Annotated in this window: 14 protein-coding genes and 1 pseudogene; 7 read left to right on the top strand and 8 right to left on the bottom strand. The window is 55.9% G+C overall.

Translation table 11 applies throughout. From position 1 onward, the window contains the following. Nucleotides 1-100: 100 nt before the first annotated feature. Nucleotides 101-586 (top strand): annotated as a pseudogene (locus tag O7A61_RS10600) (phytanoyl-CoA dioxygenase family protein); the annotation flags it as partial. A gap of 131 nt (nt 587-717) precedes the next feature. On the opposite strand, the gene O7A61_RS10595 reads toward O7A61_RS10600, so the two are convergent. From O7A61_RS10595 to O7A61_RS10565, 7 genes are all read right to left on the bottom strand, one after another. Further along, the gene (locus O7A61_RS10595; RefSeq protein WP_337129741.1) at nt 718-1,440 is read right to left on the bottom strand and encodes a GntR family transcriptional regulator; all 723 of its coding nucleotides are present in this window, start codon (nt 1,438-1,440) and stop codon (nt 718-720) included. A 44-nt stretch (nt 1,441-1,484) separates the two neighbouring features. Next, nucleotides 1,485-2,300, bottom strand: a complete 816-nt coding sequence (locus O7A61_RS10590; protein ID WP_337129740.1) for an aspartate dehydrogenase — start codon at nt 2,298-2,300, stop codon at nt 1,485-1,487. Next, entirely contained in the window at nt 2,300-3,115 is an 816-nt protein-coding gene (gene ehuA / locus O7A61_RS10585; RefSeq protein ID WP_337129739.1) for an ectoine/hydroxyectoine ABC transporter ATP-binding protein EhuA, read from the bottom strand. Before ehuA ends, O7A61_RS10590 begins: the two co-directional genes overlap by 1 nt. After that, entirely contained in the window at nt 3,115-3,780 is a 666-nt protein-coding gene (gene ehuD, locus O7A61_RS10580; protein ID WP_337129738.1) for an ectoine/hydroxyectoine ABC transporter permease subunit EhuD, read from the bottom strand. Before ehuD ends, ehuA begins: the two co-directional genes overlap by 1 nt. A 3-nt stretch (nt 3,781-3,783) precedes the next feature. Further along, nucleotides 3,784-4,449, bottom strand: a complete 666-nt coding sequence (gene ehuC / locus O7A61_RS10575; protein ID WP_337129737.1) for an ectoine/hydroxyectoine ABC transporter permease subunit EhuC — start codon at nt 4,447-4,449, stop codon at nt 3,784-3,786. 79 nt (nt 4,450-4,528) lie between these two features. Continuing rightward, a complete protein-coding gene (locus tag O7A61_RS10570) occupies nt 4,529-4,981 on the bottom strand; it encodes a transporter substrate-binding domain-containing protein (protein ID WP_337129736.1) in 453 nt (150 codons plus the stop codon). After that, nucleotides 4,978-5,331, bottom strand: a complete 354-nt coding sequence (locus O7A61_RS10565; RefSeq protein ID WP_337129735.1) for a transporter substrate-binding domain-containing protein — start codon at nt 5,329-5,331, stop codon at nt 4,978-4,980. The genes O7A61_RS10570 and O7A61_RS10565 overlap by 4 nt, the downstream gene beginning before the upstream one ends. 249 nt (nt 5,332-5,580) lie before the next feature. Here O7A61_RS10565 and O7A61_RS10560 point away from each other — a divergent pair, with 249 nt between their 5' ends. The 3 genes from O7A61_RS10560 to O7A61_RS10550 all read left to right on the top strand — a co-directional run bounded on the left by O7A61_RS10560 (nt 5,581) and on the right by O7A61_RS10550 (nt 8,415). Next, the gene (locus O7A61_RS10560) at nt 5,581-6,738 is read left to right on the top strand and encodes a M24 family metallopeptidase (protein WP_337129734.1); all 1,158 of its coding nucleotides are present in this window, start codon (nt 5,581-5,583) and stop codon (nt 6,736-6,738) included. A 62-nt stretch (nt 6,739-6,800) separates the two neighbouring features. Continuing rightward, entirely contained in the window at nt 6,801-7,016 is a 216-nt protein-coding gene (locus tag O7A61_RS10555) for a hypothetical protein (protein WP_337129733.1), read from the top strand. Next, nucleotides 7,009-8,415, top strand: a complete 1,407-nt coding sequence (locus O7A61_RS10550) for an amidase (protein WP_337129732.1) — start codon at nt 7,009-7,011, stop codon at nt 8,413-8,415. The genes O7A61_RS10555 and O7A61_RS10550 overlap by 8 nt, the downstream gene beginning before the upstream one ends. Nucleotides 8,416-8,821: 406 nt before the next feature. Here O7A61_RS10550 and O7A61_RS10545 read toward each other — a convergent pair whose 3' ends face one another. Then, entirely contained in the window at nt 8,822-9,787 is a 966-nt protein-coding gene (locus tag O7A61_RS10545) for a GlxA family transcriptional regulator (RefSeq protein ID WP_337129731.1), read from the bottom strand. A 195-nt stretch (nt 9,788-9,982) separates the two neighbouring features. Between O7A61_RS10545 and O7A61_RS10540 the strand changes: the two genes are divergently transcribed. The 3 genes from O7A61_RS10540 to O7A61_RS10530 are packed head-to-tail and all read left to right on the top strand — an operon-like array spanning nt 9,983 to nt 14,389. Then, nucleotides 9,983-11,221, top strand: coding sequence for an FAD-dependent oxidoreductase (locus tag O7A61_RS10540; protein WP_337129730.1), 1,239 nt, complete (start codon nt 9,983-9,985; stop codon nt 11,219-11,221). A 10-nt stretch (nt 11,222-11,231) separates the two neighbouring features. Further along, nucleotides 11,232-11,507: a sarcosine oxidase subunit delta gene (locus O7A61_RS10535; RefSeq protein WP_337129729.1), complete on the top strand. Its 276-nt coding sequence runs from the start codon at nt 11,232-11,234 to the stop codon at nt 11,505-11,507. After that, the gene (locus O7A61_RS10530) at nt 11,504-14,389 is read left to right on the top strand and encodes a 2Fe-2S iron-sulfur cluster-binding protein (protein ID WP_337129728.1); all 2,886 of its coding nucleotides are present in this window, start codon (nt 11,504-11,506) and stop codon (nt 14,387-14,389) included. Before O7A61_RS10535 ends, O7A61_RS10530 begins: the two co-directional genes overlap by 4 nt.

Raw genomic sequence — 14,389 nt, 5'->3', positions numbered from 1 at the left:
AACCATCAGCCAAATGAGCGATGATCCCCTCATCAGCCTGCCAGCTGTGGCACGCTGATCATCCCGGCCCCTTGCCGGAGAGCGCGGCGACCAAACCGTCAGCTACACCACTCCCTGGGACACGATCGTAAGCGGCAAGTGGTGCGTACTGTGGATGGGCCTGGAACCGGTCGGAAAGGGCGAGGGGGTGGTACTCCTTAAGGGGTCTCACAAATGGGGCCGCAAGTTCATGCCGCTTAGCTTTTCAGGCTCGGGCCAGAAAGCGCCGACTAAGAAAGGCTACGAACCTACACCCGATTTCACAGCTGAGCTCGACAATTACGAGGTTCTCGAGTTCGACCTGGATCCAGGTGATTGCATGATCTTTGACTCCCATACCCTACATGGCGCTCCAAATCCTGTGCCGCCGAAGGAGACAGTCAACCGTTTAACAATGCGTTTTGCGGAGGGCGATGCGCTTTTTGAAAAACGTGGGATTTGGACGGATGAGCAGACAAAGTATTGGGAAGCTCACGGCATGAGCGAAGGCAAGCCTCTTGTCGATGGCGAACTGTTGCCCATGCTATGGCAGCGTCACGCGAACTAAGGTTCTGTTGCGACGAACCGAATGAAGAATGAAGGGCGAATATGCCCTGCAAACACGATACCCCTCTGCAAAGCTATAACGGAGGGGTAGCGCAATCTCAGAAAGGTCCGCATCGAAGCGGGATATGCCTTTCAGTGCGATTGAGCGTCCCGGTCCATGGCATCCAGTCGCGAGAGGACCATAGCCAAATGCGACTTATGGACCGTCGCCATCAAACGCACGTCCCGTAATTCTAGGCTCCGTTTGATCATCCGCAGTTCATCCAACAGATCTTCCACCTGTTGGATGAAATCCATTTTTTCAAGGAGCAGAAACCAAAATCTCGCGGATTGATAAAATAAAATATCATTGAAGTTCCTAAGGGGTCCATTGCTGCTCAAGCTGTGCAAAACCCCGTGGAGACGGATAATGATCTCGGCAAAACTCCGTTTATCCCTGCTAACTAGAAGGTCACGGCACACGCCCTCTAAATCCTCTATTTCGACCAGAACCTCATCCCTCACGGGTAAGGGCGATGATTCTGCCATTGCGTCCATCAGGCGCATGCGGACGATGTATATGTCGCGGATCGAACTGAGATCGATTGATGTGACCTCTGTGCCATTGCCATGTTGGCTGATGATCAAACCGTCATACTCGAGCCGTTGTAGTGCGGTGCGAAGCGGGGTGCGACTTACTCCAAACTCCGAGGCAAGCTCCCTCTCGTTCAGACGACTACCAGGTTGATAGTCGAGCAGGCAGATTCGGCGACGAAGTTCGAGGTAAATTTCGTGCTTAGTCATCTTTCCCGCCATTTGACGTTCGCGGTCTGGAGCAACCTCGCTGAACGAAGGTGGTGCGTCGATACTCGCCATTGATGTTGTTCCTCGAAATAGGTCGCGGTGGTGCGACTATGTGATCAAGTGCCAAGCTGCACAACCGCACTCATTTGGCGCAGTAGCGCAATCACGCTCTGCGGTGTTATGAGACCGGTGGCCGGGTTCTCAAAGCTCGGCGTGTTTTGAATTGACATGGAAAAATTGGAGCTGTCGGATTTAACGGACACCGTATGAGTGTTGAGTTGCAGAGACGGGTCGGCCCAGATTTCCATCAGCGTACGATCGGGCCCAAAACCTGCTAAACTAATCGCTGCGGCGACATTGACGTTCGCTGGAAACTCTTTCGCCACCTCTCTCACAGTCCCTTTCAATACGCATACTGCCTCGCCAAGTTGGTGCAGGGTCATATTGTTTCTTATCACGTACGGGGCGGCTGCCAAACTGCTTGGCGGCTTGCGCGTGGTGATCTTGACTTCGTGAAGCGTGCCGACGGCGGCGGCTTTTATGGCATCAATTCCGAGAATTGCGCCAGATGGGACAATGATCCGCCCACCATTTCTTGCTCCTAGCTCGATGAGATCCTGCCGATCCAGCATTTGGCTTGCAGACATCGCGATAAGTGTTTTGCCTACGCTAAGAACTGGTATCGCCACTCGGTCGAACAGTGATGGCGGGAGCGCCTCCAGAACTATGTCTGCCCTTAAGGCCAGATCTTCCAGTGAGGCGGACAAAACAGGGGTCTTCAACGCGTTCTGGAAGGCTATAGCCTTTTCGGCGCTACTCGCTGAGAACGCAATCAAACTGCATCCAGGAATATCGCCCCGGTCAAGTGCGCGCGCCACCGCAGCACCGACCGCGCCAACGCCCGCTATTCCAATTTTCATGCGATGAGACATTAGTCTGCCGCTTTGACAGCACTCAGAAACTGCTGAGTGCGTTTGCTCTGCGGGTTTGTGAAAAGCTCCTCGGGTGTGTTCTGCTCCTCGATCTTGCCGCCGTAAAAGAAGCAAACGCGGTCCGAAATATCCCGCGCGAACCCCATCTGGTGCGTGACCATCAGCATCGTGAGTTTGTGCTTGGGAACGAGATCCTTGATCACATTCGTCACCTCGCCGATCACCTCGGGATCTAGCGCCGATGTCACCTCATCGAAAAGCATCACCTTTGGTCTCATCGCCAGCGCACGGGCAATGGCAACGCGCTGCTGCTGCCCGCCTGAGAGACGCGCCGGGTGCTGATCCTTCTTATCGATCATACCCACCATCGATAGGAGCTCCTCCCCTCGTTCGCGGGCTTCGCGACGTGAGAGGCCCAAGACTTGCACCGGCCCCTCCATACAGTTTTCCAGCGCGGTCATGTGCGGAAAAAGGTTGAAGTGCTGGAAACACATGCCAATAGACGTTCGGGCCTTCCGGAGATATTTGGAATCTGCCGGTACGAGAACGCCCTTTCTAGGCATATGCGTGAGCGGTTTGCCGTCCACGTAAATGACGCCGCCGTTTATGGTCTCGAGCGTCATCAGCATCCGCAAGACAGTCGTTTTACCGGAACCTGACGGACCGATAACCGTCACTAGCTCGCTCGGTGCTATGTCGAGATTGAGATTATCCAAGACCACGAAGTCACCGTAGGTCTTCCGAACATTCATGAACCTGACCATCGGGACGTCAGGGCCGGTAAGTTCGAGGGGATATGAAGAAAGGTCCTGCATTAGTACATTCCCAACGTGCGGCGGATCCAAGCTTCGAAACTGCGTATAGTGGCAGCCGAAAATAGCGAGATGATTAGAAACACAACGCCAACGATCGTGTACGGCTCGAGATAGCGGTAGTTCTGACCACCAATTGCCGTGGCGGCTTGCATGAGTTCCGCGACGCCGATGACCGAGAGCATAGGCGTGTCTTTGAAGATGCTGATCAAATAGTTGCCCATACCGGCTATGGATGGCGGGAGAGCTTGCGGCAAAATTATCCGCCTGTAAGTCTGAACTGTGCTGAGGTTGATCGCGGTGCATGCTTCCCATTGGCCCTTGGCAACCGATTCAATTCCGCCTCGGTAAACCTCGGAGAGGTAGGCGGCATAATGCAAGCCGATAGCGATCATTCCCGCAACCCAAGGACTTAACGAGACCCCATACTCAGGGCCGACGTAGTAAACAAAGAAGATCTGCAACACGAGTGGCGTCGAGCGCAGAAACTCTACGAGTTCGCGGACTGTGACCGTTAGCGGTCGAAACGGTGTGCGCTGCGCCATCGCAAACACTAGCCCAAGCACAGCGGCGATCGCGTAGCCAAGTCCCGCTGCCATAAGGGTATTTAGCGTCGCCCATAGCATCCGAGGTAGGATCTCGGCTGTAAATTGCCAATCCCAATGCATCGTTCAGCCCCTTCCCATTCTACGGGCCATCACGTGCTCCAGCGATCGCATGGCTGGCGTGATAAGGAACCGAGCGAAGATGTAGTAAATGACGAGCGCTGTGCCGAAGGTCCAGGTGGAGAGATAAGTGGAGCTATTCATTTGTTTCGCTTCAAACATCAGATCAGGCACCGCGATGAGAGCAACGAGCGCAGTGCTCTTGAGCAGCTCGATCACGAGATTGCCCCATGCCGGCAGCATGATGACAAGTGCCTGAGGGAAGATGATGCGCCGCATGCGCTTCGCAGGAGACATCGATAGGGCATAGGCTGCCTCCCACTGGCCGCGAGGGACCGATCTAATTGCCCCTTGGACAAGTTGAGCTCCGTAGGCACCGATGTTGAGTCCAACCGCCAGAAACCCGGTAAGAAAAGGCTCCAGTGTTATCCCAAAGAGCGGTAGCACGAAAAAGAGCCAGAAAAGCTGCACCAGGAGTGACGTTCCGCGAAAGAACTCCACGTAGACGACAGCGGCGCCCTTCACCGCAGGATTCGATGACAACAGCATAAGACCGAAGACAAGTGCGAGTGCGGTCGCCACAGCCAAAGAGCAGAGAAACTGCAGGCCGGTGACAAGCATGCCGTCTATAAAACGGTCGCCATAGTCAGAGAGAAATGAGATGTAAGTCATTGCAACTCACTTTTGCAAAAAAATGGGCGAGCTGAACGTGTAGCAGCTCGCCCAGCTCTTGGGAGGCTTATATGTTTGCTCAAATCCAATCGGTCTTTGTGTCGCTGGGGAGCTGATTCGCCATGTACTGAAATTTTCCAACAGTTTCCAGCATCTCCGGAGTTCCAAGATACTTTGCCTGCGCTTTGTTGTATGCCTTGAGGAAGTCTTTATCTTCAGGCTTGAATGCAATAGCGACCCAATCGAACGTCCACTCTGGAAGCGCGGCCGAGTCGGTAACCTCGATGTCATCCGGCGCGCTCTTAACCAGATCTTTCATCGCGAATTCATTGCCAGCGCCGGCGTCTGCTCGGGCAGCCTTTACAGCAGCGAGTACCTCTGTGAGGCCTGGCACTTGCATTACCTTATGTTCGGCGATCCCCTCCTTGAAAGCCGCGTCGGCATTCACGAGGCCGGAGACCGTCGCCATCGTCGCGCCAGTCTTCTTGATGTCTTGATAGGTCTGGATGTGCTTGGGGTTGCCCTTCCTCACGATGAAGGAGCCCCCGAATTTCCCATCAGCTCAGCGAAGCTTACATTCGCGAACCGTTTGCCAGTGATGTGCATACCACCTGTAGTGATATCGAAACGACCATCCTGCAAGCGTGGGATCAGGCCGCCCCAATCGATCACAACCGGCTCGATATTCGTGTATCGCATGGATTTCAGGACGCCGAGCGGTAGAGCATTGGCAAACCCCAAGGGCTCATTCTTGTCGCCGGGGTAAGCCCACGGAATCTCGTGTGCGAAGCCGATCCGGAGCGACTTCCCTGCCTTGGCTCGGTCGGTCAGGCCGTCAGCCCGCGCCAGAGAAACGTTAGAAAAAAATGCAGCGGCTGTCATGAGCGCCGCACCGATAGTTCTGAATCTCATTGGTTCCACTTTTTGGGACTGATGCAGATGTGCCTAATTGGTGTACCACTGGATGTAGGCCAAAGCAACAGCTATTTACCGGGGGAGGCGGCAAAAGGCCCGCATTCCCGCAAGAAAATCAACCCCGCGGCCAACTTTCCCTTGCGCTCGTTTACGCGTCAGATTACTAAAGGTATACCATTAGCGGGCTTTCATTGCCGTTATCACTGGAGGGTACCAATGACGTTTCAATCACCTTTTCCGAAAGAGGAACTTGATCGCCGTCTTGCGAAAGCAACGACCGCTCTGGCTGAAAACCAGCTAGATGGGATTATAATTGCTGTCCCGGAAAACATATATTATCTCACGGGCCTCGATCACTGGGGCTTCTTCGCGGCTCACGTGCTCGTTCTCAATCGGAATGGCGAAATGGCACTGAGCTGCCGCGCCATGGAGCGGATTACCGTAGAGAATCAGGTCACAAATGCGAAGTTCTATGGCCACAAGGATCATGAGGAACTATCGGACTATGTCCATCACGCAATGAAAGACCTTGGTCTCGCAGGCAAACGAGTGGGCATCGAGAAGCGTAGTCTCTTCCTCACTGCGCGCCATGCCGAACGTATCCAGGACGACCAGACTGGCGTTCAGTGGATGGACGGCTCAGGCATCCTGGACGACATTCGCCTCGTCAAGTCACCGCTGGAAATGGAATATACGCGGAAAGCTGCGCATGCCGTCGACATGGGGACTCTTGCTGCCGTTGAGGCCGTGCGTGACGGTGCATCAGACTATGAAGTCGCCGCAGAATACCACCGCAAGATGATCCTGGAGGGCAGTGAATATCCAGGCTTTGGACCGTTCATTCGTCCGACTAGCCGCCTTGGCGAAGAGCACACGACCTGGCGGGGCGACGTGTTCCGGAATGGCGACGCAGTTTTCTTGGAAACGTGTGCGGCGTACCGCAAGTATCAGTCGCCAATGGGCCGACTTGTCTACGTTGGAAGCGCGCCGAAGGGTGTTGAGGAGTCTGCTGAGCTCGCAATCCGCGGGATGAAGGCCATCTGCGAGGCGCTGAAGCCCGGTGCCAAGGCGGGCGATGCTTATGACGCCTGGCACGAAGTGGCTACGAGTGCGGGTCTCGTCGACTATCACCGCCATCACTGCGGTTATCTGGTAGGGATTGGTTTCCCGCCAAGCTGGACGGGCGGTTCGATGGTGACAAGCCTCTTCCCCAAGTCGACGCGGAAAATCGAAGTTGGCATGGTCGTTCACGCCCATTCCTGGTTCACAAACACGAAGGTGGCCGACTACTTCATCTCCAACACCGTTATGGTCACAGAGAACGGCGGAGAGATCCTGACAAACAAAACGCCCGAGACTTTGATCGTGCGCTAAGCGTCGAGCGTGCGCTCGCGACCACGTGGGCGCACGCTAGATGCCAACTCTGGGAGGAAGAGATGCAGAAACTCCAGAAAGACACTTTGATCGGAATATGCACGCAGATGGCCTCACATAGCTGGTCGGAAGCGGAAATAAACGAGCTTGTTGATCCTCAACTGGGAATAATCACTGGCTTCCAGGATCTGCTGAACGAGCTTGAACAACTCCGGAAGATTGATCTCGGGACCATCCCCCCGGCAATGGGCGTTCAGGGCGCAACTCCGAATGATTGATGATATCGCATTCAAAGACATCCGAGCCCTTAGACGGTTGATTTCCTCCGGGAAGATTACCCCCGCGGAGCTTGTGGACGTATTCGGCGAGCGGATCGACCACTACAATGGAACGTCGAAGGCTTTCATCACCCCTACAATCGACGATGCAAGAAAACGGGCTGCGAGCCTATCTCGCGAGGAACTGAGTGCGTCTCCTCTCTCCGGCGTGCCGTATGCCTCGAAGGACCTGTTCGACGTCCAGGGTGTCCTAACTACCGCCGGGTCGAAGGTTTTTCATGATCGGGTGGCCAAGAGTGACGCTTACGCAATTGCCAAGCTTCGCGCAGCCAACGCGATCAGTCTGGGTAAGACAAACCTGCATGAATTCGCATACGGCGCGACGGGCGAAAACGAGGTCTATGGCACTTGTGTCAACGCCTACGATCCGACACGCCTCGCGGGCGGATCGTCGAGTGGGTCGGCTGCCGCCGTAGCATTCGGTCTGGTTCCCGCAGCGCTTGGCACAGATACAGGGGGATCCGTTCGAGCGCCCGCCGCGCTCAATGGTCTTGTAGGATTGAAGCCGACAATTGGTCGCGTTCCCACGTCGGGCGTGGTGCCTTACTGCTGGACCCTTGATCATGTCGGTCTTATGACCCGGACGATTGCAGACTGTGCCGATCTCCTGCGCATCGTTGCTGGCTATGACTCATCTGACCCTGCTTCTGTCAATCGGCACGTAGACAATTACAGCGACGCATTGGGGCAAGACATCTCGGGGCTTCGCATCGGCATACCCAAAAACTTCTACTACGAGCGCGCCGACGATGAGATCCTGTCCGCCCTCGAGAGTGTTAAAGAATATCTGGTCGCCGCAGGTGCCACGCTGCTGCCCATCACCTTCCCGGATATGGAGCATAGCCGAACAGTCTCGCTCACGGTTCAGATGCCGGAAGCGTTGAGCGCCCATTCGGCCTATGTGCAAGAGCGCGGCGATCTCTACGGTGCGGATTTCCGGGCAGGGCTAGCGCTCGGGCAGTGCATTCTGGCTGAACACTATGTCAAGGCCAAGCGGTTCATTGAGGTGTACCGGCAGCAAACGAACAAGCTCTTCGACGATGTTGATCTGATCCTCACCCCTGCAACCCCGGAGATCGCTCAGAAGGTCGGGACTGTTACGGTGACCAGGAATGGCGTGAATGAAGCAATCGGCAACGCGATCACCCGTTATACCACTTTCTTCAACATGACGGGTCACCCTGCACTAACCATGCCGTGTGCAATGCACTCTGAGGGTCTGCCAATCGGGCTGCAATTAGTCGGTCGCTACTTCGACGAAATGACTGTTCTTCGGACTGCGCATGCAATCGAGCGGAGCGGCGGTTTCTCCATTCCACTGCCGAAACTAGGGATGTGAAGCGCCAGCGGCTTGAGAACTGTCTGCAGCTGGATTTTCTACCGGCCGCCTGCGATCCGGAACGGACCTCGCACTCGCCGTATCGTCATGCCTGGGCAAGGAATCACCTGCGCAGGGCGATTGATTGGGCCACGTTTCAACGAAGACTTCGTTCTGCACGTTGCACCATCACTTGAGCGAAGCGCTTCGGTTTACGAATGGCGCCAGAGACCGGATTGCGAAACTTTTCTGTGGTGAGCTGATTGCCACAATCGGACAGAGAATTCGATGACTGCAGCACCACGAATGCAATTTCGCGGGCTTCCGGGCTTCGAAACCCGGGCGCCCGCTGCTCTGCACGGAGACATGGGGCAAATCCGATAGAGCAGGAGTTGCCTCGGCCAAGAGCGGTGACCACTCGGTATGCCTATATCGAACGCACCACGGTCATGCTTTTCCGGCTATCCATTCGGCGACGCCGAGGAGTCACATCGAATTGGTCTCGGAACGATCGGGAAAAATGCGATAGACTTGAAAATCCGGCGGCTATCGCGACCTCAGTTATAGGCAGTGTCGACTGCTGAAGAAGTTCATTTGCTTTCTCCAGCCGCATCCGCCGATAGAATTGCATGACCGGTTCACCGATTTGCTCATTGAAGAGTCGTTGTAACTGCCTCGAACTTAGACCGGAGAGATCTGCTATCTGTTGCTCACTTAACGGGTCGGCGAGATGGCTCGTCATCAAATTTGTGGCGGCAATCAGCGCAGGGTGAGTAATGTTTAGTTGCTGGGCCAAGGTCGATCTCTGTGGCTCATTGGCAAGTCGGATCTGCGTGTGAATGAACCAGTCGCTGACGGCTTGAGCGAATACCGTTCCATGCTCCGCGGCGACAATCGCAAGCATCATATCGAGCGCTGCTACGCCTCCCGCGCAGGTATATCGATCGCGGTCGACGACGAAGAGTCGCCGCTCTATCAGCAGATCAGGCGATAGCTCATCAAGTGCCTCAATATGTTGCCAGTGGACCGCAAATCGCCGGTTCTCCATCAAGCCGTGTCTGGCAAGGATCGCCGGTCCCCCCGAAATGCCCCCTAGCTTCACCTTTCGGGCGTTTAGCTTTCGGAGATAACGGCTCAGCTCTGGATCTTCGTAGCTCATCGGGTTCCCGCCCGCGACAACGAAGACAAGGTCGAAATCCAAACCCGACTCCGCCATCGACAAAGTATCGAATCCACCGCCGGCCGTAGATTTGGCAAGGCCTCCGTGGGTCGAAACGAAGCTGATCTCATAGAGCTTTTTGCCCGCGAGATGATTTGCTGCCCGCAGCGGCTCCACCGCCGAGGCGGTGGCCATCAGAGAGTATCCAGTCGTTAGAACAAACGCTACGCGCATTTAGATTGGTGTACCTTGAGGCCGCGTTTTCCATTGCGCGGAGCGAACAGATGGCGGACTATCTACTATTTGTGTCCCTTATAGGCAAATGTTAATTCGGAGGTATGCCAATCTACCCGGAGCCCATGGATGAGTGTAGGCGCTCTCAGCGCCACGTCGTGAAGCGATAGTCAAGCCGGTAACAGGACCCAAGTCATGGTGTTTGCCCTTCTGAAATACGGCATTTCGAAACAGTACCCGGCGCGGCAGGAAGTGCCTCTCACTCCAGATCTCAAGGCGCATTATGACGTCGTGATCATTGGTGGCGGCGGTCATGGTGCGTCGCTGGCCTATCACCTGGCCAAGCATCACAATATTCGAAATGTCGCGATCCTTGAGAAGGGCTATCTCGGCGGTGGCAACACGGCCCGAAATACCACCGTGATCCGATCGAATTATACGGATCAGCGTTCGATCAGGTTCTATGCGAAGTCGCTCAGACTATATGAATCGCTGTCGAACGAGCTTGATTACAACATGATGTACTCCAGACGTGGGCAGTTGACACTGTCCCACTCTGACGGGGTATCGCGGTCGCTACGACTGCGCGCAGACGCTGGCGTTTTCTGTGGCGAAGCAAACGAAATCCTTGATCGCAAACAGATCAAAGAGCTCGTTCCTTCCCTCAATCTCGACATCAAAGGCATGCCCATACTTTCCGGTCTCTGGCATCGTAATGCCGCGATCGCCCGGCACGACGCAGTGGTCTGGGGATACGCCATCAGAGCGTGCAAACGTGGTGTCGAGTTGCACCAGCGTACCGAGGTCCAAGGCATGGACGTTGCAAACAATAAGGTGACGCGCGTACGGACCAACCGCGGCGACATCTCGGCAGGGCTCGTGGTGCAGTGCGTCGCGGGTTACTCGTCCGTTGTCGCGAAGATGGTCGGCCTGAAGTTGCCGATAAGAAGCTATCCTCTCCAGGCGATGGTTACTCATCCGATCAAGCCGTTCCTTGATCCGATGGTCTCCTCGACCGCTCTCCACTGCTATATTTCGCAATCGGCCAGAGGTGAACTCGTCATCGGTGGCGGATCCGATCCATACGAACTCTACAACACCCGATCAACTCTAGAACTGAAAGAGGGGCTGGCGGCCTCTGCTCTGGAACTTTTCCCATTCATCGGAGAGCTGAAAGTCTTGCGGCAATGGGCAGGCATCACCGACATGACGCCCGATTACAGTCCGATCATGGGCCAAAGCCCGCTCTCCAACTACTGGCTGGATGCTGGCTGGGGGACATGGGGCTTCAAGGCGACGCCCGCCAGCGGCTTCTTCCTGGCGAAGGCCATCGCTGACAACAGTGTCCCGGAGGAAATCCGTCCTTTCCAATTGGATCGCTTCGATCGTTTCGATCTGGTCAACGAAATGGGCGCCACCGCCGCAAGCCATTGAGGAGCCTGCTATGAAAATCATGACATGCCCTCTCAATGGGCCGCGAAATATAACTGAGTTCCAGTGCTATGGCGAAGTCCATCCGCACATTGACCCGACGAGCGCCAGCGACAAGGAGTGGTCCGACTACCTCTGGATGTCCAACAACACAGCCGGCGTCGTTCGCGAATGGTGGTGCCACACGCCATCGAACTTCTGGTTTCTTGCTGAGCGCAACACGGTAACCGACGAGATACTGGCTACTTTCGCCGTACCTGCGGATGGTCCCCTGGGAGAGGTACGATGAATAAGCCGACACAGCGGCACGGCCTGCTTATCGATGGTTCGAAGAAGATCAGATTCACCTTTGATGGAAGGGAGTACGTGGGCGTAGCCGGCGACACCATCGCGTCAGCGCTTGCAGCAAACGACGAGTGGGTACTGTCACGCTCGTTTAAATATCATAGACCGCGCGGCATACTTACTATGGCCGCGCAGGACGCCAACACACTTGTCCAAATCGGCAATGACGTGAGCGTCTTTGCCGATCGCCACCCAATTTCTGAAGGCCTCCCCGTTCGCGCGCAGAACGTTAGCCACTCTGCCCGGAACGACAGTGGGTTCGCGATGAACCGATTTTCCCGGTTCATGCCCGTTGGTTTCTACTACCGGACCTTCTTCAAGCCAAAAGGCATTTGGGAAAGGGTCTGGGAGCCGCGGATCCGGGCCAAGGCGGGTCTAGGCAAACTGGATATCAGCAAGGCTACGGAAGGATATTATGACAAAGCCTACGGCTGGTACGACATAGTTGTTGTCGGCGCCGGACCTGCTGGCTTGTCCGCTGCAATTGCAGCCGCGGACACGGGCGCGTCGGTGCTCATCGTGGATGAAAACCCTGTAATCGGGGGTGCATTGACCTATGCACGCGTGAAGGCTGAGCGCGACCTTGTCCACGAGGCGACAGTCCATCCGAAAATCGAGATCTGGACGAACGCGACCTGTAATGCCTGGTATGCTGATAACTGGCTTCCTGTCATAAGTGGCAACCGTTTGTACAAGCTTCGGGCGAAGCAGGTCATTCTCGCCACAGGCATGATTGAGCAGCCCTCGCAGTTCCGCAACAACGACTTGCCAGGCATTATGCAGGGGTCAGCGGCTCAGCGGCTTATTCGTCTTTTCGGCGTTAAACCTGGCAAGCGCGCAGTTGTGCTCGCGTCGAACGATGATGCTTATGGCGTGGCATTGGACCTTCTCGACGCTGGCGTGAAACTCGCCGCGATCTGCGATCTTCGCAAAAGCCACCTTGATGGACCGAACAGCGAGGAGTTGAAATCACGCAACGTTGAAATCCTGAACGGCTGGTGCGTCTGGGACGCAATGCCTGAGAGCGGCCACAAGCATGTCCGAGCGGTTGAGCTTGCGGAGCTCGACGCATCCGGGAACGCGAGCAGAATCCGACTTCGGTTCGACTGTGATCTTGTCTGCATGTCTGTCGGCTATGTCCCGGCCTATCAACTGCCCCTCCAGGCTGGAGGCAAGTTGGGGTACGACGATATCTCTGCTCAGTTTACGATCTCAAGGCAGGACCGGGCCGTACTTCTTGCAGGTTCTGTCGACGGCTTCTTCGACATCAACGCGTGCATTGCCGATGGATCCGCGCAAGGTGCGCGGGCGGCGGCCAACTGCGGATTTGGGATTGACGAACTCCCCGCACGTCCGTCGGGTACTCCAGTTTCGCCGAACCATCCTCGCCCCATCTTTCCGCACCCCGCTGGAAAGGATTTCGTCGATTTCGACGAAGACTTGCAAGTCAAGGACATCAAGAACGCGGTCGCGGATGGCTATCGAGAACTTGAACTTGTGAAGCGCTTCTCGACCGTCGGAATGGGTCCAAGCCAGGGGCGCCACGCAGCCTTGGCCACGGCGATGATCGTGTCAAAGGAAACTGGTCGTACGATTAGCGAGGTTGGTGTCACAACTGCTCGGCCCCCGGTCACGACTGAGAAGATCGCGACCTTGGCGGGCCGGAAGTTCACGCCCATGCGCCGAACGCCGATGCACGAGCAACATAGCGCCGAAGGAGCCTCCTGGCTTCTCGCCGGGAACTGGATGCGACCGGCCTTCTACGGAAAGGGCGCTGACGACAAGGAGATCATTGCCGACGAGGTGCGCAACGCGCGCAACAACGTCGGCATGATCGATGTGTCGACGCTGGGGGGCCTGGATATACGTGGCCCGGACGCTGCCGAGTTCCTGAACCGGATGTACACCTTTGCTTATTCTAAGCTTCCGGTCGGCAAAACCCGCTACCTTCTGATGACGAGTGAGGCTGGTACCGTCGTCGATGACGGGGTGGCATGCCGAAGAGGCGATCAGTACTTCTACGTCACGGCAACTACGACGGGCGTCGATCGCATCTATCGCAACATGCTATGGTGGAATGCACAGTGGCGGCTTGACGTGGACATCGCAAACGTCACCGCGGGATATTCGGGGGTAAATCTCGCAGGTCCCAACGCCCGCAAGGTCCTCGAAAAGCTGACGGACGACATCGATGTCTCGCCGGAACGGTTTCCTTATCTCGCTTACCGCGAGGGTAACGTCGCGGGAATCCCGGCGCGCGTGTTCCGCGTCGGATTCATCGGCGAGCTGGGCTACGAGATTCACGTCCCATCGCGCTACGGTGCGGAACTATGGCGTGCAATACGGGAGGCGGGGCAGGCATATGGGATCAAGCCGTTCGGCCTCGAAGCGCAGCGCGTGATGCGGCTCGAAAAGGGTCATGTCATCATTGGGCAAGATACCGATGGCATGTCCACGCCGGAAGAACTCGACATGAACTGGGCGGTCGCGAACTCCAAGCCCTTCTTCATTGGTAAGCGGAGTCTGGAGATCCGTGGGAGGACATTGTCCAGTCGCAAGCTTGTCGGGTTTTGCCTCGATCGGATGCCAGCGTCAGGCCTGCAGGAATCCAACCTGGTCGTGAAAAATGGGCAGATCGTCGGCTTCATCACGTCCATTACCTACTCTCCGACCCTCTCAAAGGTGATTGGGCTCGCTTACGCCGACCGTGCGGACGCGAATCTCGGGAGCCAAATCACGTTGCGCTCGAGTGACGGCAGCCAGCATCAGGCCGCGGTCGTCGCTTCGCACTTCTATGATCCCGAAAATAAGCGGCAGGAGATGTAA

This window comes from Mesorhizobium sp. Cs1321R2N1, assembly GCF_037179725.1.
In the GTDB taxonomy this organism is placed as follows: Bacteria; Pseudomonadota; Alphaproteobacteria; order Rhizobiales; family Rhizobiaceae; genus Mesorhizobium; species Mesorhizobium salmacidum.
The sequence above is the reverse complement of the archived record's forward strand: the minus strand, read 5'-3'. Positions and strand labels throughout refer to the sequence as shown.